The following is a 17813-nucleotide window of genomic DNA, read 5'->3' as shown; positions in this document are numbered from 1 at the left end:
TCCTGCCCCTCAATCCAATGTTCTGTTTGAACCGCCAGCCCCGCGGCGATTGCCTTCCTGATAGATAGCCTCCGGCCCAGTGGCCCGAGGGTTCTTCAATTCGTTGATGTGTCGTTGTGCGGCCTGCAGGTGAAGGCTCAATTGAGTGACCAGCTCTTCCAGTGGCAGGGCTTCGCCATCCGCAGCCACCCAGCCAGAGGCGTTGCACTGGACGCAGGCCAGGTCGTGAAACACGCCCCTGATCACCGCCTTGCCACGGCAGGCCGGGCACTCAACCAGGTCGATTGCCTCCTTGCGGAAGGCCGGTCCATGGCTCTTTTTCATGCCTTTGAATCCTCGCCTATGGTTGTTTTCTCAGCGACCTTGCAGCCCTTGACCTGCGCAGCCTCCGGCTCATTTCGCGAATCTTTGTTTCCACCCTCCTCCAACCCGTGAATGAGGATGAAACCCTTGCCGTCTAAATGGGCGTGCCACTGCTCCAGGGCCACACGCTTGCGCTCCTCGACAGTGCTGTGGATGTAGGCCTGCACGTTGTGGCCCATGGTGTGATTGATCAGCATCTCGCCGATCAGGAAGTCGATGCCCAGGTCCGCCCAACCGGTACGGGCCAGCTTGCGCAGGTCGTGGCTGGTCCATTCGCCCTTACCCAGGCGGGTGAACACAGCGCTGGCTTGGCTCTCGCTCAGACTCTTGCCGTTACGTGCTGGGAACAGGTACTGGCCGCTGTAGCCGCTGGCGAGCTGTCGGTCGCGGTACTGGGCCAGCAGCGCGCAGACCTGATCAGTCAGTGGCAAGGAATGCCCAACGCGGGTCTTGGTGTGCTCGGCCGGGATGTGCCAAGTGCGTTCGGCCAGACTGAGGTGCGGCCACTGCGCCATGCGTGTCTCGCCTACCCGGGTGCCATGGCACAGCATCAGCAAGGCCAGCATGGCGTCGGCGGGATCGTCCTCCATGACCCCTTCCAACTGGGCCAGCAGCGGCTCGATCTGCACACCACGCAACCGGGCGGCCTTGGCCTTGATTTTGGTCTTCGAGAAGTCGCTGAACTTGATCCCCGTCATCGGGTTGCTCGGGATCAGGCCCAGGGTGTGCGCTCGACGGCAGGCCACCACCAGCAGGCCGAAGATCAGCCGGACGAACTCCAGCGACAGCGTGGCTTGCAACGGCCACATCAGCTGCGCATCGAGGGTGCCGTGGCGCACATCGGCAAAGGCCAGGCCACCCACGCGCGGAATCAGGTGGCAAGCGATCGCTGACTTGGCCGTAGCCTTGCGCTTGGCCGACAGGTTGCGGTCACGGGACATGCGGTCGCTATACCAGGCCAGCAGCTCGCCGAGCGTGCTCCAAGCCGAAACGGCGGCGCTGGCCTGGGCATCATTCGCCAGGCGCTGACGTAGGTCCGGCAGCGCGGCCAGCACGGTCTTGGTCGACAAGTCAGGGTAGGCGCCGATCCGGTTCCACTTCTTGCGCACCACCAGCGACCAGGTGCCACGCGGGCGCGCCTCGGTGAAGCGGAAGTACAGGCCAGGGTGACGCGGATCGCGCATCAGCACGGTGGCCGGATCTTCAGCACGGCGGCGAATCTCGGCATCGGAGAAAGCGACCGCCAGCGTCATGCGGCCACCTTGGTCTGTGGCTGCAGCAGGTAAGCGCGGATCGCCTCCGAGGCATCAATAGCGCCGCGGCACACGATGGCCAGGTAGCCCTGCTCGAGCAGCGCCTGAATGTAGGCGTCCTGGCTCGGCGACACGGCAGCGTCGAATGGCGGCTTGGCCTTGAACTCGATGTACAAGCCGAAGTGTCCGCCGCGCGCCATCGGCAGCACCAGGTCAGGAACACCAGCCTTCACACCTTGCTCTTTCAGTTTGAGCGCCACCAGCTTGTGCCGGTGACCGCCGTTCGGGACGTGGTAAATCAGCTTGGCGGCGGCCGGGTGGCGCAATGCGACTTCGCGCATCAGCGAGGCTTGCTCCAAGCCTTCGCGGTCGACGGGCTTAGCTCGGGTCTTCTTCGCGCGGAACAGCGGTGGCGGGTTTCGAACGGGAGGCTTCTGGCTATTCATGCAGCAACAACCCCCTCGCGGATCAGAATGGACTGGGTGCGCATCACACCCTCGGCGTGGTGCTGGCGAGCTTCGGCGCGACTGATCAACTGGCTGCGACCGTCACAGGCGTCATGGCAGGCGCTGCACGCCCAGGCGCCCTGCAGATCGTTCGGCTTCATGCCAACGCCACAGGTGCCGGACATCCGGTAATGGGCCAGCACGGTGGTTTCAGGGTCGCCGTTGCAAACGCCCGGAATGCGCACCTGGCATTCCCGGCCGCGTGCGGCTTTGGTCAACTTGGATTGCTTCATGGGCGGTCGTCCTTGTGGAGGTCAACAACGGTGAAGGTGGATGGCCACATGTGCAGGCCGTGCAGGTTCGCCGACTGTTCGTCGCGATACAGGGCTACGGGTGGGTGTGGCTGGCTGGTGAGGTCCAGCAGGTGTCCGCAGGCGTAAAGAGCCCAGCGGTATTCAGTGAGGTCGGGTGCAGTCAGTTTCGAATCGGTCACTGCCGGCCACCTCGAGCAGAGCGCAACGCCTCAAGGGCAGCACGGCCAACATCCAGCGAGCGCGGCGCAGCCGGAGCAGCAAGCTCGGCAACCGGTACCGGCCCAAGGCTCTCGCCCTTCCAGATCTTTCGGCACTGCACCAGGTAGTGCTTCTCGAAGCAGCTCATCCCGAGGTCGCGCGACATTAGCGGCAGGCTGTGGAAGCCAGCGGCCGCGGTTGCGTGGTAAACGGCTGGGTGCATCCACTTCGCTGAAGCGCGCATGGCTGGGTGGCAATTACGCAGGCCTTGGGCATAAGCCTTTTCGGTGCTGGGCAGGCCCAGGCCTTCCGGAGCAAAGCACCAGCTCACGAACACGCCCGGCGCCGGAACGAATGGTGATTTGCTCGCGCTCAGTACGCGCATGCCGTGGTCGATCTGCTCCAGGCGAGTGATGCCTGAGCGCATGAACTCACCGAGCCATTCCAGCTTGGCCGCATCCATCACGGCAGGAGTCGGCCAGGATTGACGCCAAGCACCGCAAGCGCCGCGCAACCGAAGAAACAGGTCTTCGATCACTTGACGGGTGGCTGGATCAATCGGCATTGCCCCGGGTTCTACCGGTGGCTGGTAGGTCGGATCGGTCCGGCGGCCGGCCAGCAACTGGCGAACGTTGGTTGCGCTCATACTCGAACTCCCTTTTCGGTCCAGTCACCCTGGGTTTCGCCCTGCTCTGCTGCGCCGCTGGCTTTCTCACTCTTGAGCCACTTGGCCAGCCGGAAGCACCAGCCGCCGTTGCTGTCGATCACCCGGGGCTTGGCGACGTAGTAACCCAGGAAGCTCTTGAGTGTTTCCTCGGTGAGCGCATCCAAGGTCAGGCCGGCCAAGGTCAGTTGGGCGGTCACGGTTTTGGTCGGAGGGTTCCACTCGGCGAACATCGCGAAGCGCTGCAGGTCATCCTGCGCATCCAGAGCCTGGCGATCCTGCTCGGCGATCACGTCTTGAATTTCGTGCGGCTGCTGACTGGTACCCTGATTGGTTACCTGATTACTGGTACCTTGATTTGTCGGAGATTTTTCCGACCCTGGCTCGGATTTATTTCCGACCTTGCTCGGAGATTTTTCCGAGGTAGCTCGGATTTTTTTCCGACCTGTTCCGGGCTTTGTGGTCGGATATTTTTCCGACCCATCCAGCTTGCGATTCCACTCTTTACCCTTCTCGGTAAGCCGCACCAAAGTGATGCTGGAGGTGCTGGATAGCTCGATCAGACCGGCCTCATCGAGAGCCCTCAGCAGTCGATATGCCGTATCTGGCTTGTCGGTCAAAAGCGGCAGTTCTTCGACGATCTTGGCCTTGCTGAGCGCAAAGTAGATCCCGCTATCCGTCTTGACCGCCTTGGCCCAGCTGGGGCATTCGTAGACGAACGCAAACAGCAGTGCCTGCTGGGCATTCAAGCCCCACTCCAAGGCAAGCGACTGATTGATGTGAATGGTGAACTGCATGGCTATACCACCGCCCGGATTTGATAATCCGCCCACAAGCCGGCAACCCACTGCACGCCCTTCGACGTGAAGCGGGCCTGGTTGAAAGCGTGTCCATTGGAAGTGCTTGTGCCGGTTTTCACTTCAAAGCGCCCGGCGTCTTGATGGTGGCTATACGGGGTGAGCACCCCGGCCAGGTAGTACATGGCACCCTTGTCCAGGAGCATCTGGCGGAACTGGCGCTCGTTGGCCTTCAGCAACTTGGCCACTTGCCGAAAACCCATCGAGCCAGCGGCCTCAACGTACTGGTCGACGAATGCGACTTTTGGCGCCGCAATGGCCAAGGCCTGGCTGGCAGCTTGCTGGAGCTCGAATTGTTCAGCCCAAGCACGGGCAGCGGCAGCCGGATTAGAAAAGTCAGGGAGCGTGGCGATAACGCGCGCACCGCCCTCCTCCAGCTCACGCCAGCGCTTGATCACAGCCATACGCATCAACGCGCTGTAACCAGTCAACAAGCAGTCAGTGTGTGCTCGGTCGAGTAGGAATTCGGTTTGGATGCGATTCTGGCCGTCCAGATAGGTGCATCCATAAATGGATGGATCTACATGGAGCTCAACTAGCATGCGTTCGATGTCGCGCTTCACATGGAAGTGCTGCTTACCAGTCAGCTCGGCAATCTCCCGCGACGACATGACCTGACGCGTCAGATTTGGCGTATTGCCAAAAACTGACGTTCTATCCTTGGTGTTGCTAGCATCGAGTGCGGTGTGCATAATCGACCTCGTTGTGTGCAGTGAAGAAGCCGGGGTGCCTCCCGGCTTTTTTGTGTCTGCGATTTGGGTACTGGATGGATCAGCAGGTGTTTTGGTCATCTACTGGCGCAATGCCAGATGATCGACAATTGGCTTCAACGAGAAGAGTTGGCCTCCTCTTCCGGGTAAAGATCCGGGCGCAGCTGATGGCGGGTAACTTTCCCGTCGACCGCCTTCTCGAACGGAATAACAAGGTCAGCGGGAACGCGCTGATTCCGGTGCACGCACTGCCAAATACGGGGCTGGCTCGTATTGCATCGACGGGCTAACTCAGCCTGGCCGCCGGCCAAGCGGACCACCGTATCTACAGGTCTCTCTTTCTCTGGCATGTGTATGTGCCTCAATGGATCGTGCCAGTGATGATAACTCAAGTTATTAAAGAGGCAAACACATGTTATTTGAAGGGTAATAACGCGTGTTTTACCCTTAGCGGCATGAACGAAGACACCGGAACACTGAAAGACCGTATCCACAGCCGGCGCGTAGCTCTTGGCTTGAGCCAGCAGCAGCTTGCTGAAAAGGCAGGCGTGAGCCAGGTGACGATCCAGCACCTGGAGAGCGGCAGGAATGCGACCTCCAAGAAATTGGTTGAGATCGCTCGCGCGCTGAATGTCTCAGCTGAGTGGCTGGACTCAGGGAAGTCATCGACGACAGAGCCAAGTAATGTGGCGCCGGCAATGCAACCCAACATGTCGTACCGGTACCCAGTTGTAAGCTGGGTTGCAGCAGGCGCTTGGGCTGAAGCTGTAGAGCCCTTTCCGCCCGGCTTTTCGGATCGCTACGAAATTTCCGACTACAACTCGAAAGGCGTCGCCTTCTGGCTTGAGGTCAAAGGCGACTCAATGACGTCGCCCGTGGGCACCAGCATTACCGAGGGGATGATGATCTTGGTCGATACCGAGGCCGAGGCAATCTCGGGAAAGCTCGTAGTAGCTAAGCTTGCCGACAGCAACGAAGCCACCTTCAAGAAGCTGGTGGATGATGGCGGACGGCGTTACCTCAAGCCGCTGAACCCGGCGTACCCCGTCGAAATGTGCGCAGAAAATTGCCGCATTGTGGGCGTGGTTGTCCGCGCAATGATGAAGCTCTGAGGCCTGCACTCTCGATGAAGCCCGGTCATCCGGGCTTTTTTGTGCCTTTCGGAATCTGATCCTGCGCGAAAAACTTACCTGCCAAGAAACTTTACACACCAGCCTCTATTGCAAAGCTCCTTGAAATGAAATAACTGTATATGCATACAGTAAACGGAGTTTTCGTACATGCCGCCCCTCGCTTTCTCACACACCCCTGAATCCTCCTATGAGCGCCTAGGCCAGCGGGTTCAGCGCTTGATCTGCTCACCTCATGTGCAGAAGGTCCAGGTAATCGAAGTGATGCCTGATGTAGCGGAGAGCCAGAGGGACTGGGATCGACTGATCGCAGAGCTGGAAAGCACCCAAGGAATTCGCATTGATCGCCTTGATACCGGCGCGATCCGTATCGGGTGGCGAGACCACATCGATCATTGAACGAAACCCGCCTTCGAGCGGGTTTTCTTTTGCCCACAAAAATAACCTAGGTTATTGACACAAGCCAAACTAAGGTTATTATTTGCTCCATAACTTGCGTTATACGGATGCCGGATCACCACCGGCCAGCAACAAAGGCAGCGATGGACAGGCCTCAACAGTCCAGAGGGTTGGCAACTGACCCAGGCGTGCAGCGTAAAGCGCCAAGAACAGTTATCCGGCGGACCAGGGTCGCGGTCGGAGACAACAATTCGAAGATTGCCAGAGACCGACGCCAGCAGCGGGTCACGGCAGATTTCACTGGCTGGCCTTGGCGACAGGGCCAGACGGGAAATCAACTGATCGAGCACGGAGCACCACATGAGCGAGCAAACCCTTCAAGCACTCCTCGCCGAGCGCGTAAGCGCATATGCCCAATCCGATCGCCCTCGCGAGCTGATCGACGAAGGTATCGAGAAGCTGTTCAAAGAAGTTGTGAATGATGCATTCCGCTCCTACGGCGACTTTGGCGGGGCTATCAAAGAAGCGGTGAAGGCCGCGCTGCCGGCCAACGTATCCGATGTTTTCGAGCTTCAACGCTACAACGCTCTGGTGGCCAATGCCCTGCGCGAGCGCTGGGAGGCAGCCGCCGTGCACTCGACCATCATCGAGCAGGCAGAAAAATCCATCGCCGAAGTGCTAGACGGCAAAGGCCTGATCACTGGCGAAGTGTCGCTCTACAAGCTGCTCACAGCGTTCATCAGCGACCACAAAGACAAGGCCGCCGAAGAACAGTGGGAGCGCCCCGAAATCCGCATCGAAGAGGGCGATAGCTACGGCACCGGCATCAAGTTCCTGCACATCTACTTCGATGAAGAGCCAGAGGATCGGGTCAGCAGCCACCGCCGCCGTGAGAACTACTCGTTGAAGCACAGCATGCACGTGAAGATCACAGGCCAGCGCGATGCGGCAAACCACTGGCGCAAGTGCGACGAGTTCGGCGAGGTCTATTCGGCCAAGCTCGACGACAAGAAAGTGGCCATCAACATGTCGATCCGTTCTGACTGGGAGCGCATGTTGGCGTCCCTGTACTTCGGTAACGCCATTCTGGTGATCGACTGTGACCCGGATGACCTGAGCTACGGCCTGTACGACTGAACAACCAGCGCCACGTCAGCCTGACGTTAACTGCCCGATCACCTGGCTCCCCATCACCAGGCTGCATCGGGATGTGATCTGAGCGCGCAGGTTTGCGCACAACTGGAAGTGGTCAGCCCGACTGGCGTATGCCGGGGTAGCACCAGCGGCGGCCAGGTAAAGCTGAGTCGAAAAAATGACCCCGGCGCCGAGCCGGAAAGATCACACCCCAATGCAGCCCACCGAGGACACTTCATGGAAACGATCACCTGCGGCTCATGGATTGGTCAGCTCGGCAAGGCGCTGGCACCCCGTGAGCTGGAAGCACTGTTGTGGGTGGCTCAAGGGCTCACCACCAAAGAAATCGCCCGCCAGATGGCGGTCAGTCCAGGCACCGTGGCCAATCGCATCGAGGCCGCGCTTTTCAAGCTGGAAGCCGGCCGCCGCATCGAGGCCGTCACCAAGGCCATGCGCCAACAGATCATCAGCCCGCTATGCATCGCCCTTGCTGGGTTGATGGCCATGCACGCAGTCATGGGCGACATCGACCCAATGCGCCGCGACCGGCGCGTACCTGAACGGCGAATTGCCCAGGTCCGAATCATCCGCAAGGCCGAGTCATTCGACCTGCACGCCTGACCCCAACTGAGGAAGACACCATGCAGACAGCAATGCATCCTGCTTTTCAGCAGAAGATTGCCGTGCTCGCGGCCCTGCTCGAGCGCAGCAAGGTAGTGAGAGCCGAAGCGCACGCCAAGGTCGGGCATTCCGCCCCGCTCTTCCAGGCGGTGAACAAGGGCGGCACCTGGGATGTGATCGAGATCGCCACCGGTGCGACCAAGGGCTTCGCCTACAAGTACCCAGCTGCGATGCAGTTCGTCGACGCGATGGAGGCAGCTGCAACGCGCAAGCTGGTCGGGCGGCAATGATCGGCGAGCCTATCCCAGATCCGCGCATCCAAGTGCTTGAGCGGCTGAATGCGAGTATCGACAAGTTCTTCGCCACCGGCGGCCAGGCCACTGAAGTCGAAGGCTACCAGCGCACTCTCCCGCCGGCGCGATCCGCGAAGGTCGACCCCGAAACCATACTGAAGCGTCGGCACCGACGGCCAAGTACAGCAGAGCGCGCCGTCTTGCGGAAGCTTGCGGAGGATCTATGAGCAAGCGCAAACCGCACAACATGCGGGCCCGGATGGAGCGTGCTTGCCGGGCGCTGCTGGGCACCAACCATGTTGCCGTGGTGAACATCGATCCCAGCGGCCAGCAGTGCCTGGTCAACTGGAAGAACTGCAGCCGCATCCGCAGTCGCCAGATCGTCGACGCGGTATGCGATATCCCGCATCGCTGGACCATCTACCTGAGCGTGATGTGCCAGAAGGCCAATGGCGAACAGTACTGCAAGTCCGTCGAGGTCGCACCCCAGGGCAACTACCTGGCCGCGCACCTCACCGACGTGATCGAGGCGATCTATACGGACCTGCGCGCTCAATGCAACCAGCAGCATGTTTCAGCCTCGGGCTGGATCGCTATTCCTAGCGAACTGACGCTCGACGAGACGCAGGCTGCCCGGATCTTCGAAGCCTTGGGCGCCTGGAACCAACAGATAGCAGCATGAAGCGAATTTCTAATCGCGTCCGGCATGGCCGGCGCCAGCAGCACATCACATTGCCGCCGACCGGCATCCTGCCCACGGAGAAGAAGCTATGCCAACCCCAACCAATACAGCCGAGTTCCTTGAGGAGCTGAACGGCGGAGCGTTCGCCAGCCAGATCGGCCACGCCATTTCCGAAGTCGCTGGCGGCGTCGTTGACTTCGACAAGGCCGGGAAAGTGGTTATCACGCTGGACTTCAGCCGTATCGGTGAGTCCAGCCAAGTAAAGATCAAGCACAAGCTCGACTACAAGGTGCCGACCAAGCGCGGTACTCGCAGCGAGAACACCAGCCTGGATACGCCCATGCATGTCGGCACCGGCGGGCAGGTCACTCTGTTTCAGGAAAAGTGCGATCAGCTCTTCAGTCGAGACGAAGCCCCTATCACCCCCCGCACCTAACTCTCCATCAAGGAAAAGCGCATGTCCCTCAGCAAAGAAGCCCTCGAACTTATCCAAGAAAACACCATCGCCGCAGTTGGCCGCGAACTGCCCGCCCTAGGTCCGGTAGCTATTGTCCCGCAGAACTTCAGCGTCGTGGATCTGGAGCGCTACCAGGAAGGCCGCAACCGCTTCCGTGGTACCTACTCCACCCACTCACTGGCGGACTACAGCGCCTATGTGGTCGAGCGCGCGGCACCAGCTGCCCGCGGCTTCATTGACCAGGACAACATGAGTTGCATCGTGCTGTTCAACATCGGCACCCCGGATGCACCAGGTCACGCTGATGACCGTGCCGTGCTGCGCCTGAAGGCCTCAGCCGCCTTCGCTGCAGTGCAAGCTGTATGCGGACAGAGCCTGGCACAGAAAGCGATGAGCGACTGGATCGAAGACTGGCATCAGCACCTGGTGGCCACTGCCGAAGACGGCAGCGTCATGTCGATCGCCAAGGCAATCGCTGCAGTGCGCACCATCACCGTCAAGGCCTCGTCGGAAAGCGACCACGCCGTTGGCGAGACCCGCGCCAGCCGCAGCACCATGGACCAGATCGAGGCCAGCAGCAAAGAAACCCTGCCGGCCTGGCTGGACTTCAAGGTTATCCCGTTCGAAGGGCTGGGCGAACAGGTGATCCGCCTTCGTGTATCCGTCATCACTAGCGGCTCGCAACCAGTACTGAAGCTGCGCTGGATCGGCGAAGAAACTCAGCGCGAAGCTATTGCGCAAGAGTTCAAGGCAGTTCTCGATTTAAAGGTTGGCACTTCTGCAAAACTATCACTTGGGATATTCAGCGCAACGTAACAGCAGACGCCCCCCCCCGTGGATGCGGGGGGGGGGGGGTTGAGAAACAGAAGCACAACACTCACGAACGATAGGGAATATCGGATCGCACAATAGGCACATCCCTCAATCCACAAGAGCGCAGCAACGAATAAAGCGAACGCTCAGCTATATCCTGATCTGCTACAGGTCCTATATGCACAGACTTCACGCAGGACAGATCAAATGTTTTTTCGAGATACGGAATTAAATAATCCCCCTTGGCACGATAGTTAACCCCAGTTAGCTCATAGTCCGAGCTTTCAATCATTCTAACTTCACTCTCCGCCTGAAAGTGAGAGCTTTTCAACGTCGAAATATCAACCATAAATTTTCGCAAAGGGTCTAGTTTCTCATCAACTTCAATATCGAGAATTAGAGTTTGATGAGCGATCAATTCATCAACTCCTCTTCGGCAAACACTTTCTTTCTCCTCAATGGTATAGCGACAATCGTACACAGAGTGCTTCGATTCCAACTCTTGACGAGAGAACTCAATTGCAAAACTCCCATAGGCTCTCCACTGGCTTAATAAATTTGGAGCCTTACTAAAAGAGCAAGTATACAAATTTACATCTGGAAAAATTCTGTAAGCATCGATCACCCCCTGTAGGAAGCCTCTGGTAACGGTCGAGTCGGAAGTCATTTCTCGATCTGATTTTAGCTGCTTGACAACATCAGAAAATATCGACATTCCATCATGAAACTCTTTAGAGTCATTCAGGAATCCGATATTAGTAAGCCAAAGCTTTTTATTTTTCAGAATTGAAGCAACTGCGCTTATATCAGTGTAGTGGAATAGCGACTCGCAAGCCTCTGGCATTCTCAACACCCCTGTTTATATAAAAATCGCAGCTTACTCCATGCTTAGAGTGCGCGGAGGAAATTTCCCATGCCCACAGCAATTGACCTGTTCGCCGGCCTCGGCGGATGGAGCACCGGCGCGCGCGCCGCAGGCGTCCAGGTTCTCTGGGCGGCAAACCACTGGCCAGTGGCCGTTGAGTGGCACAGCGCCAACCACCCCGACACGCAGCACGTCTGCCAAGACCTGCACCAGGCCCGATGGGAGCAGGTGCCTAAACACGACATCATGCTGGCTTCACCTTGCTGCCAAGGTCACACGAAGGCTCGCGGGAAGAAGTCTGGCAACCCTCAGCACGACGCATCTCGCTCGACGGCCTGGGCGCCGGTATCAGCCCTTGAGTTCCACCGGCCACAAGCGGCGGTGATTGAGAACGTGCCGGAGTTCACCGACTGGGTGCTCTACCCGGCCTGGCTGCAGGCGGTCCATGCACTTGGATATCAGGCAGCGCCGCACATCGTGGACTGCGCCGACTTGGGCGTGCCGCAGCACCGGGTGCGCCTGTTCATGGTGCTGACTCGCAGCAAAGCGCCGCTGATGCTTCAGCTGCCGCAGGAACGACATGTGCCGGCAGCCAGCTTCCTCGACTTCGACGCCGGGCGCTGGTCGGCAATCGAAAAGCCAGGCCGGGCTCAGGCCACGCTGGACCGGGTACGCAACGGCCGCCAGCGCTTCGGCGACCGCTTCATCATGCCCTACTACGGCAAGGGCTCCGGTACCACAGGCCGCGACATCAACCGGCCGATCGGAACCATCACCACCCTGGACCGCTGGGCCTTGGTCGATGGCAACCGCATGCGAATGCTCAGCGCCAGCGAGGCCCTGGCTGCTATGTCGTTCCCAGCTGATACGCTACGGCCGGACAACCACCGGCTAACAATGCACATGGCCGGAAATGCGGTTCCGCCATTGGCCGGCCAGCGCGTTATCGAGGCATTGATAAAAGCAGCGTGACCCTCCGGCACTGCCGGCCAGCACCCTCCGTTTTTTTCAAATTGTCATGCCAGGTGAAACCTCACTGCACTTTTTAATTACTGCCGCCGCTTGCTTTATCCCTGCCTCATCAGTTTCAGCGCCGGAAATTGTTTGGTGAATTTCATAAATAATCTTCTGCTCAATCTCTTCGATTAGATGATGATAACAGGCAGCCCCATACTTATCTATATATTCCGACTGATGCGGAAGAACCAACTTAAGGATTTCCGAGCTTTTATCTGAGGTTATTAGCTTTGGATCCACCCCGTGCTTAATTGCAAATGCCTGCATCACTGCCTGCATCATCACTGATGAATATGCAGAATAAGAAGCCCACAGCAAAGGGGTTACGAACGGCCTCGCCCGACACGGAACAAGCTTCTCTTTCATTTTTTCAGGATCGATCTGCTCCCCCAACACATCGACAAGTCTTCGGACATTTGGGTCTGTTTTTGCCGCTTTAGCGGCCTCTTCGAACTTGATATTAGCCATCCAACCTGAAACAAATTTAAATGTCCCAAGTGACATCACGGATGCCCATATCTCCTCCGCTGCCTCCAGACGCTTCTTATCCATCAGCAATTGGCGACTTGAAACAGCAGCAAGAACTCCATTGCGGAGCGCAGAAATCTCTAACTCTTTCGCTTTCAACCCTGCTTTGAATTCTTCCTCAGCACTTCGTAGATCTGTTTTGTAAGTTTCCAACAGCCGAGCATACTCGTGTTCAACTGATTTCGTTAGCCTAGTTACAATAAGGTTCCTAGCTAACCAAAGCGCCAAGGAAAACAACGCAGCGGTGCCCCCAGAGGCGAGTAACGCTTCCATATTCGACCACCTAAATTGAAAGCCATGACTATACGTGGCGAGGTATCCCCATGCCCACAGAAAACCGATCCAGCAACACCGAACAGATGATTTCGTGCGATGACGGCCTGCACCTGATCCAGCTCGACGAGAACTTGAGCCACTACGGATGGGTGTTCCGCAAGGTAGAGAGCGGCTGGCCTTACTCGGTTCGCAAAGCGACTGAGCACGAAATGGCGCACGCCAAAGCTCGACAGCATTTGCGCACAGGCGCTGCACAGATAGCAGTCCAGTACCAGCCAGCCACCCAGTTCGATGGCGACAACGCAACACTAATCAGCAGCATCAATTTCCTTCTCGCTCTGGACGCAAAGGGCGCCCTCGTTCCGAACGGTGTGTGCGGACTTGCACGGCAATTGCTGGAGGCTTCGACTATTCGTCTTGCCGCCCAGCTCCAGGGCGAGCCGGTGGGTGAGGTCGTGGCTTTCGGTGAGTCCTTGCACGAAATCGCATGGGCACAGGGAAAGCTACCGCGCCTCGGGACCAAGCTCTACACCAGCCCACCAACCTCCGACGGCTTCAGCGCCGGTGACATGGCCGACCAGGGTGCCAAGGCGTTCGCTGCGCGTGATCCGGAAGTTGAGGAGCTGCGCGAGCTACTGCGGGCGATGACTTGTGGGTATCGCATGGCGGTTCAGGCAGGCCACGCCCGCATAACGGCCTTGGGCGGTGACTGTGACGGCGTCGACAGGATGCTGGCTGACTTTCCCGAGTACGCCAAGGCCATCGCCGCCACCAAGCGCCAATCCTGACAAGAGTACATTTGTACTCCACCCAGCTGTAACCCCTCTCCCCTCTATTGAACAGCCGCTATATGGCGGCAAGGAATCGCTATGCGCGAAGAAAAAGTCGTGATGTACGAATCTCCCGAGGCCGCCAGCATTCAAACCATCACGGGCTGGGTTGCCGCCGATGGCCGCTTCTGGGGGAATGATGAGCACATGGCCCGCTATTGCGGCTCGACCCACCGCATTTGCAAGAACAACCCAGACCACCCAATACACCGAACCAACGGCTGGTGTGATGTCTGCCACGACGAAAGCCGCGCTGCCAAATTCGCAGCAATGCCGCGCCGGACCTGGGGCGGCGAGCCGATCACCGACTTCGACGGCGACAGCTACTTCTTTGATGAGGAGGATCTGCGCGACCACATCCTCAATCACGAGATCGATCTCGCCGACCTGAAGCTGGTCTTCTGCACGCCAAACTACCCGAGCGAGATAGACCCCAATGACCACTTCATGGACGACTTGCCCGAGGATGGCGAGATAAACGATGACCAGCTGTTGGCAGCGTTCGACCTAGTCAACGAGATGATCCGCAAAAGTCCGCCGTTGTCTTGGTCGCCGGGGGCCGAGGCCGTCGACCTGCCCCAGTCATTCATCGACATGATCAAGCACGAACGGGAGGAGGCAGCATGATCCTCCTACCCATCGCCGCCCCGCTCTACATGGCCTGGATGATCTGGAAGGGGCCGAGGCCATGAGTCGGTTTATCGCGGTGATCCACGGCTGGAACGTCCACAGCAAAGGATTCAACGTACACCAGCTCTCGGCAACCAATTACGACGAAGCCCAGAAGGAAGCCTGCTGGCTCAACCAGCAGCGGGACGCTCCATTCGACCGCTGCGCTTATGTGGTGGTCGAGATCGACAGCCGCGAGCATCTTCCCCGGCGCCTGACCTGGCGCGAACGCGTCACCGGCAAGATTCAGTAACCCCTCCCCCTACAACAACTCAAGCCTGCCAGTAGGCGGGCATGGAGAACTGCGCATGTCTGGAATGATTGGCGCTCGCCCGGAGCAGCCAAAGCACAAGAGCGTCGAGTGGTACACCCCGGCCTGGATCTTTGAGCGCCTGGGCGTTGAATTCGATCTTGACCCCTCCAGTCCGCACGACTACGTGACACCGGTACCAGCGAAGCGGAAATACACCGTCTTCGATGACGGGCTCTCGAAAGATTGGGCTGGCCGGGTGTGGATGAACCCGCCGTACGGCCCCGACACCGGTTTCTGGATGCGTCGGCTGATCGCCCACGGGAATGGCATTGCACTGGTATTCAGCCGAACCGATGCCGAGTGGTTTCAGGAAGCCATGTCCAGCGCATCGGCAACTCTGCTCATCAAGGGCCGAATAGCCTTTATCCCAGGCCATGAGAACAGCCACAAGAAAGGTCGATCGGGCGCCGGAAGCGCGATGTTCGCGTTCGGTGATGAGTGCGCGATCGCCCTGCAGCAGCTATCGGATCTCGGTGTTTTGGTTCCGAGACTTGCCGCCTAACCCCTCCCCACCTCTGCCGCCATGCGCGGCGTGGAGAAAACCATGCAAGACGAAGAACGGCAGCCCATTGCCCACGTTTCCGACAAAGTTCCAGAGGAGCGCATGGCGGAACTGATCGGCACAACCAAGCGCGCCCTGGAAGGCAAGCGAAGCCGCGGCGTGATCCCCGAGGGGGTATGGAAAAAGATCGATGGAAGGATTTTCTACAGCATCAGGAGGTATGAAGCGTGGCTGGAAGGAGAATGGGGTTACCCACTGGAGTCGAGTACATCGGCAAATCAATTCGCATCCGTTTCACTTGGAATGGCGAGCGTCGAAATGAAACCCTCGCGTATCCCCAGACCGCCAAGGGGGTCAAAGCGGCCGCTGATCTACGCGCTCAGGTAGTCAGCCTCGCGAAACATGGCGTACTGGACGAAAAGCGGTACGCCGAGCTGTTCCCGAACTCGAGTTACGGGGCCAGGCCCACCGAGATTCTCTTTGGCGAGTACGCGCAAAGCTGGCTGGATAGCCTTGAGGTCGTCAAGGATACCCGGGTGAACTACAAGGGTTTGATGAACAACTACTGGATGCCGTACTTGGCAGCTCTGCCCATGACGGCGGTAACGCCGATGGTGTTGAGGAAGGTGGTCGCTGAGACCGAGTGGAAAAGCTCGACAGTCAAGCGCGCTGCTATCGCCCGGGTCAAGGCGATGTTTCGTGCAGCGGTCTATGACGAGGTAGTAGAGAGGAACCCAGCGGCATCAATCCAGCTGCCGCAGAAAGTCAGAAAACAAATCGAGCCCTTCACGATTGAGGAAGCCGACGCCTTGATCGCCTGGATGTACGCCAACTTCTCCAAGTGCCTGCAGGGAGTGGCGGCGTTCTATGAGTTTGCTTTCTACACTGGCATGCGGACAGGCGAAATTATGGCCCTGCGATGGGATGAGATCGATTTCGAGCAGAAGACCGCCCACGTTTGCAGGATCGTGGTGGAGAACCAGGTGGTTGAACGCACCAAGACGAAATACACGCGAACGGTGATGTTGAATAGCAGGGCCTTGGGGGCACTTGCAGCAGCTCGCAGGATCGCCGATGACCGGGCAAAGCATAAGCGGCGAGTCTCCACCAGCTCACCCTTTATCTTCCAGCCTTCCGGGAGCTCTCCCCACATGAAGTCGCCGGAAATTCCCGGCCAGCACTTCAACCGGGCTGTTGAAGCACTCGGCATTCCACCCCGATCCCAATACAACTGCCGCCACACGTATGCCACCATGTGCCTTATGTCGGGAATGAATCCAGCCTTCATCGCCGGGCAGCTCGGGCACTCTGTCCAGGTGCTGCTGTCGACCTATGCGAAGTGGTTGAATTCAGCCAATGATTGGACCGAACTGTCCAAGCTGGAAATGCAACTAATTGGTACAAAATTGGTACACGATTAAATCTTTTTCATATTTGCCCCAGCAGATACAGGGCAATCGACAGCAACTCGGCCATACTCCAGAATGCAGCGGTTTTTTTGGGGGAAAACCCTTGCACAGCCAACGACATAACAACTTTTAGTGAGCCTCAACGTGAAAACTTCCCTTTCGATTCTAAGCCTGCTGCTGTTGCTCACGGGTACCGCGACTGTCCCCACGGCCGCTGCTGCGCAACCCCCCGCCCAGGTGCAACGCGATCCTGCCAAGTTGCATCTGGCTTCCGGCGCGGCGTTGTTGATCGATCTGCAGACCAACAAGGTGCTCTACGCCAACAACCCCGACCGGGTGGTACCGATTGCCTCGGTGACCAAGCTGATGACCGGCATGGTGGTGCTCGACGCCAAGCAGAACATGGATGAAATGCTCACGGTTACCATCGCCCAGAACAAGGAAATGAAAGGTGTGTATTCGCGCGTACGGCTGGGTAGCCAACTGAACCGCAAGGACATGCTGCTGATCACCCTGATGTCGTCGGAAAACCGCGCAGCTTCTACCCTGGCCCACAACTACCCAGGCGGTTATAGCGCCTTTATCAAGGCAATGAACGCCAAGGCCAAGGCCCTGGGCATGAGCCAGACCCGTTATGTCGAGCCCACCGGGTTGTCGCACAGCAACGTGTCCACAGCCCGAGACCTGGGCAAGCTGCTGCTGGCCGCGCGCAATTACCCGATGCTCAGCGAACTGAGCAGCACCCCCGAGAAAACGGTGGCGTTCCGCAAGCCCAACTACACCCTGGGCTTTCGCAACACCGACCATCTGGTCAACAAGAGCAACTGGGACATCAAGCTGACCAAGACCGGCTTCACCAATGAAGCCGGCCACTGCCTGGTGCTGTTGACCAAGATGGACAACCGCCCGGTGGCCATGGTGATTCTCGATGCCTTCGGCAAGTACACCCACTTCGCCGATGCCAGCCGGATGCGCCAGTGGCTGGAAACCGGCAGCGCCAAGCCGGCGCCGGCAGTGGCCATGCGCTACAAGTCCGAACGCAGCCAAAACCGCCCGACAGTCGACTGACC

Annotated in this window: 26 protein-coding genes; 15 read left to right on the top strand and 11 right to left on the bottom strand. The window is 58.5% G+C overall.

Annotated features, from left to right (window positions below; genetic code table 11):
* Positions 1 to 9 precede the first annotated feature (9 nt).
* From H621_RS0101120 to H621_RS0101080, 9 genes are all read right to left on the bottom strand, one after another.
* On the bottom strand, positions 10 to 324 hold the full coding sequence (locus tag H621_RS0101120) for a hypothetical protein (protein ID WP_028941607.1): 315 nt from the start codon (positions 322 to 324) through the stop codon (positions 10 to 12).
* The gene (locus tag H621_RS0101115; protein WP_028941606.1) at positions 321 to 1616 is read right to left on the bottom strand and encodes a tyrosine-type recombinase/integrase; all 1296 of its coding nucleotides are present in this window, start codon (positions 1614 to 1616) and stop codon (positions 321 to 323) included. Before H621_RS0101115 ends, H621_RS0101120 begins: the two co-directional genes overlap by 4 nt.
* The gene (locus H621_RS0101110; RefSeq protein WP_036989292.1) at positions 1613 to 2062 is read right to left on the bottom strand and encodes a VRR-NUC domain-containing protein; all 450 of its coding nucleotides are present in this window, start codon (positions 2060 to 2062) and stop codon (positions 1613 to 1615) included. Before H621_RS0101110 ends, H621_RS0101115 begins: the two co-directional genes overlap by 4 nt.
* Complete coding sequence (locus tag H621_RS0101105) at positions 2059 to 2355, bottom strand: DUF1364 domain-containing protein (protein WP_028941604.1); 297 nt, start codon at positions 2353 to 2355, stop codon at positions 2059 to 2061. Before H621_RS0101105 ends, H621_RS0101110 begins: the two co-directional genes overlap by 4 nt.
* A complete protein-coding gene (locus H621_RS0101100) occupies positions 2352 to 2555 on the bottom strand; it encodes a hypothetical protein (protein WP_028941603.1) in 204 nt (67 codons plus the stop codon). The genes H621_RS0101105 and H621_RS0101100 overlap by 4 nt, the downstream gene beginning before the upstream one ends.
* Positions 2552 to 3220 (bottom strand): replication protein P, encoded by a 669-nt coding sequence (locus H621_RS0101095; RefSeq protein ID WP_028941602.1) that lies wholly within the window; start codon positions 3218 to 3220, stop codon positions 2552 to 2554. The genes H621_RS0101100 and H621_RS0101095 overlap by 4 nt, the downstream gene beginning before the upstream one ends.
* Positions 3217 to 4035, bottom strand: a complete 819-nt coding sequence (locus H621_RS28835) for a DnaT-like ssDNA-binding domain-containing protein (protein ID WP_084167897.1) — start codon at positions 4033 to 4035, stop codon at positions 3217 to 3219. Before H621_RS28835 ends, H621_RS0101095 begins: the two co-directional genes overlap by 4 nt.
* Before the next feature lie 2 nt (positions 4036 to 4037).
* Positions 4038 to 4787 carry a phage antirepressor KilAC domain-containing protein gene (locus H621_RS0101085; RefSeq protein WP_028941601.1) on the bottom strand — a complete coding sequence of 250 codons (750 nt, stop codon included), beginning with the start codon at positions 4785 to 4787 and terminating at the stop codon, positions 4038 to 4040.
* A 134-nt stretch (positions 4788 to 4921) separates the two neighbouring features.
* Positions 4922 to 5155: a transcriptional regulator gene (locus tag H621_RS0101080; RefSeq protein ID WP_028941600.1), complete on the bottom strand. Its 234-nt coding sequence runs from the start codon at positions 5153 to 5155 to the stop codon at positions 4922 to 4924.
* Positions 5156 to 5185: 30 nt separating this feature from the next.
* On the opposite strand from H621_RS0101080, the gene H621_RS0101075 reads away from it, so the two are divergent.
* From H621_RS0101075 to H621_RS0101035, 8 genes are all read left to right on the top strand, one after another.
* Positions 5186 to 5917, top strand: a complete 732-nt coding sequence (locus tag H621_RS0101075) for a LexA family protein (protein WP_028941599.1) — start codon at positions 5186 to 5188, stop codon at positions 5915 to 5917.
* A 168-nt stretch (positions 5918 to 6085) separates the two neighbouring features.
* Positions 6086 to 6334 carry a DUF1654 domain-containing protein gene (locus H621_RS0101070; RefSeq protein WP_028941598.1) on the top strand — a complete coding sequence of 83 codons (249 nt, stop codon included), beginning with the start codon at positions 6086 to 6088 and terminating at the stop codon, positions 6332 to 6334.
* 360 nt (positions 6335 to 6694) lie between these two features.
* Positions 6695 to 7471: a hypothetical protein gene (locus tag H621_RS0101065; protein ID WP_028941597.1), complete on the top strand. Its 777-nt coding sequence runs from the start codon at positions 6695 to 6697 to the stop codon at positions 7469 to 7471.
* 234 nt (positions 7472 to 7705) lie between these two features.
* On the top strand, positions 7706 to 8089 hold the full coding sequence (locus H621_RS0101060) for a response regulator transcription factor (RefSeq protein ID WP_028941596.1): 384 nt from the start codon (positions 7706 to 7708) through the stop codon (positions 8087 to 8089).
* 20 nt (positions 8090 to 8109) lie between these two features.
* Positions 8110 to 8379: a hypothetical protein gene (locus H621_RS0101055; protein ID WP_028941595.1), complete on the top strand. Its 270-nt coding sequence runs from the start codon at positions 8110 to 8112 to the stop codon at positions 8377 to 8379.
* Positions 8380 to 8605: 226 nt separating this feature from the next.
* Positions 8606 to 9064, top strand: coding sequence for a hypothetical protein (locus H621_RS0101045; protein WP_028941593.1), 459 nt, complete (start codon positions 8606 to 8608; stop codon positions 9062 to 9064).
* 88 nt (positions 9065 to 9152) lie between these two features.
* Complete coding sequence (locus H621_RS0101040; RefSeq protein ID WP_028941592.1) at positions 9153 to 9500, top strand: hypothetical protein; 348 nt, start codon at positions 9153 to 9155, stop codon at positions 9498 to 9500.
* A 21-nt stretch (positions 9501 to 9521) separates the two neighbouring features.
* Positions 9522 to 10337, top strand: coding sequence for a DUF2303 family protein (locus tag H621_RS0101035; RefSeq protein ID WP_028941591.1), 816 nt, complete (start codon positions 9522 to 9524; stop codon positions 10335 to 10337).
* A 61-nt stretch (positions 10338 to 10398) separates the two neighbouring features.
* On the opposite strand, the gene H621_RS28390 is transcribed toward H621_RS0101035, so the two are convergent.
* Positions 10399 to 11178: a DUF2971 domain-containing protein gene (locus H621_RS28390; protein ID WP_156905586.1), complete on the bottom strand. Its 780-nt coding sequence runs from the start codon at positions 11176 to 11178 to the stop codon at positions 10399 to 10401.
* Between the two features lie 69 nt (positions 11179 to 11247).
* Here H621_RS28390 and H621_RS0101030 point away from each other — a divergent pair, with 69 nt between their 5' ends.
* The gene (locus H621_RS0101030; RefSeq protein WP_028941590.1) at positions 11248 to 12171 is read left to right on the top strand and encodes a DNA cytosine methyltransferase; all 924 of its coding nucleotides are present in this window, start codon (positions 11248 to 11250) and stop codon (positions 12169 to 12171) included.
* Positions 12172 to 12207: 36 nt separating this feature from the next.
* On the opposite strand, the gene H621_RS0101025 is transcribed toward H621_RS0101030, so the two are convergent.
* Entirely contained in the window at positions 12208 to 13017 is an 810-nt protein-coding gene (locus H621_RS0101025) for a hypothetical protein (RefSeq protein ID WP_028941589.1), read from the bottom strand.
* A 50-nt stretch (positions 13018 to 13067) separates the two neighbouring features.
* Between H621_RS0101025 and H621_RS27695 the strand changes: the two genes are divergently transcribed.
* The 6 genes from H621_RS27695 (at position 13068) to pbpG (ending at position 17811) form a co-directional block, all read left to right on the top strand.
* On the top strand, positions 13068 to 13808 hold the full coding sequence (locus H621_RS27695) for a hypothetical protein (protein ID WP_028941588.1): 741 nt from the start codon (positions 13068 to 13070) through the stop codon (positions 13806 to 13808).
* An 81-nt stretch (positions 13809 to 13889) separates the two neighbouring features.
* Positions 13890 to 14477, top strand: a complete 588-nt coding sequence (locus H621_RS0101015; RefSeq protein ID WP_028941587.1) for a hypothetical protein — start codon at positions 13890 to 13892, stop codon at positions 14475 to 14477.
* A gap of 61 nt (positions 14478 to 14538) precedes the next feature.
* On the top strand, positions 14539 to 14772 hold the full coding sequence (locus tag H621_RS0101010) for a hypothetical protein (protein ID WP_028941586.1): 234 nt from the start codon (positions 14539 to 14541) through the stop codon (positions 14770 to 14772).
* A 55-nt stretch (positions 14773 to 14827) separates the two neighbouring features.
* Positions 14828 to 15334 (top strand): DNA N-6-adenine-methyltransferase, encoded by a 507-nt coding sequence (locus H621_RS26760; RefSeq protein WP_051270366.1) that lies wholly within the window; start codon positions 14828 to 14830, stop codon positions 15332 to 15334.
* Positions 15335 to 15576: 242 nt separating this feature from the next.
* Positions 15577 to 16755 (top strand): tyrosine-type recombinase/integrase, encoded by a 1179-nt coding sequence (locus tag H621_RS0101000; RefSeq protein WP_342418292.1) that lies wholly within the window; start codon positions 15577 to 15579, stop codon positions 16753 to 16755.
* Between the two features lie 132 nt (positions 16756 to 16887).
* Complete coding sequence (gene pbpG, locus H621_RS0100995) at positions 16888 to 17811, top strand: D-alanyl-D-alanine endopeptidase (protein WP_028941584.1); 924 nt, start codon at positions 16888 to 16890, stop codon at positions 17809 to 17811.
* Positions 17812 to 17813: the final 2 nt, after the last annotated feature.

The sequence above is a fragment of the Pseudomonas vranovensis DSM 16006 genome, from assembly GCF_000425805.1.
Lineage (GTDB): Bacteria > Pseudomonadota > Gammaproteobacteria > Pseudomonadales > Pseudomonadaceae > Aquipseudomonas > Aquipseudomonas vranovensis.
Note: the sequence above shows the minus strand (reverse complement) of the source record. Positions and strands in the feature narration are given on the sequence as shown.

Bases quoted from the DNA above. Each gene is read 5' to 3' on its own strand.
- H621_RS0101120 (WP_028941607.1), bottom strand. From the start codon at position 324: ATGAAAAAGAGCCATGGACCGGCCTTCCGCAAGGAGGCAATCGACCTG.
- H621_RS0101115 (WP_028941606.1), bottom strand. From the start codon at position 1,616: ATGACGCTGGCGGTCGCTTTCTCCGATGCCGAGATTCGCCGCCGTGCT.
- H621_RS0101110 (WP_036989292.1), bottom strand. From the start codon at position 2,062: ATGAATAGCCAGAAGCCTCCCGTTCGAAACCCGCCACCGCTGTTCCGC.
- H621_RS0101105 (WP_028941604.1), bottom strand. From the start codon at position 2,355: ATGAAGCAATCCAAGTTGACCAAAGCCGCACGCGGCCGGGAATGCCAG.
- H621_RS0101095 (WP_028941602.1), bottom strand. From the start codon at position 3,220: ATGAGCGCAACCAACGTTCGCCAGTTGCTGGCCGGCCGCCGGACCGAT.
- H621_RS28835 (WP_084167897.1), bottom strand. From the start codon at position 4,035: ATGCAGTTCACCATTCACATCAATCAGTCGCTTGCCTTGGAGTGGGGC.
- H621_RS0101085 (WP_028941601.1), bottom strand. From the start codon at position 4,787: ATGCACACCGCACTCGATGCTAGCAACACCAAGGATAGAACGTCAGTT.
- H621_RS0101080 (WP_028941600.1), bottom strand. From the start codon at position 5,155: ATGCCAGAGAAAGAGAGACCTGTAGATACGGTGGTCCGCTTGGCCGGC.
- H621_RS0101075 (WP_028941599.1), top strand. From the start codon at position 5,186: ATGATAACTCAAGTTATTAAAGAGGCAAACACATGTTATTTGAAGGGT.
- H621_RS0101070 (WP_028941598.1), top strand. From the start codon at position 6,086: ATGCCGCCCCTCGCTTTCTCACACACCCCTGAATCCTCCTATGAGCGC.
- H621_RS0101065 (WP_028941597.1), top strand. From the start codon at position 6,695: ATGAGCGAGCAAACCCTTCAAGCACTCCTCGCCGAGCGCGTAAGCGCA.
- H621_RS0101060 (WP_028941596.1), top strand. From the start codon at position 7,706: ATGGAAACGATCACCTGCGGCTCATGGATTGGTCAGCTCGGCAAGGCG.
- H621_RS0101055 (WP_028941595.1), top strand. From the start codon at position 8,110: ATGCAGACAGCAATGCATCCTGCTTTTCAGCAGAAGATTGCCGTGCTC.
- H621_RS0101045 (WP_028941593.1), top strand. From the start codon at position 8,606: ATGAGCAAGCGCAAACCGCACAACATGCGGGCCCGGATGGAGCGTGCT.
- H621_RS0101040 (WP_028941592.1), top strand. From the start codon at position 9,153: ATGCCAACCCCAACCAATACAGCCGAGTTCCTTGAGGAGCTGAACGGC.
- H621_RS0101035 (WP_028941591.1), top strand. From the start codon at position 9,522: ATGTCCCTCAGCAAAGAAGCCCTCGAACTTATCCAAGAAAACACCATC.
- H621_RS28390 (WP_156905586.1), bottom strand. From the start codon at position 11,178: ATGCCAGAGGCTTGCGAGTCGCTATTCCACTACACTGATATAAGCGCA.
- H621_RS0101030 (WP_028941590.1), top strand. From the start codon at position 11,248: ATGCCCACAGCAATTGACCTGTTCGCCGGCCTCGGCGGATGGAGCACC.
- H621_RS0101025 (WP_028941589.1), bottom strand. From the start codon at position 13,017: ATGGAAGCGTTACTCGCCTCTGGGGGCACCGCTGCGTTGTTTTCCTTG.
- H621_RS27695 (WP_028941588.1), top strand. From the start codon at position 13,068: ATGCCCACAGAAAACCGATCCAGCAACACCGAACAGATGATTTCGTGC.
- H621_RS0101015 (WP_028941587.1), top strand. From the start codon at position 13,890: ATGCGCGAAGAAAAAGTCGTGATGTACGAATCTCCCGAGGCCGCCAGC.
- H621_RS0101010 (WP_028941586.1), top strand. From the start codon at position 14,539: ATGAGTCGGTTTATCGCGGTGATCCACGGCTGGAACGTCCACAGCAAA.
- H621_RS26760 (WP_051270366.1), top strand. From the start codon at position 14,828: ATGTCTGGAATGATTGGCGCTCGCCCGGAGCAGCCAAAGCACAAGAGC.
- H621_RS0101000 (WP_342418292.1), top strand. From the start codon at position 15,577: ATGGGGTTACCCACTGGAGTCGAGTACATCGGCAAATCAATTCGCATC.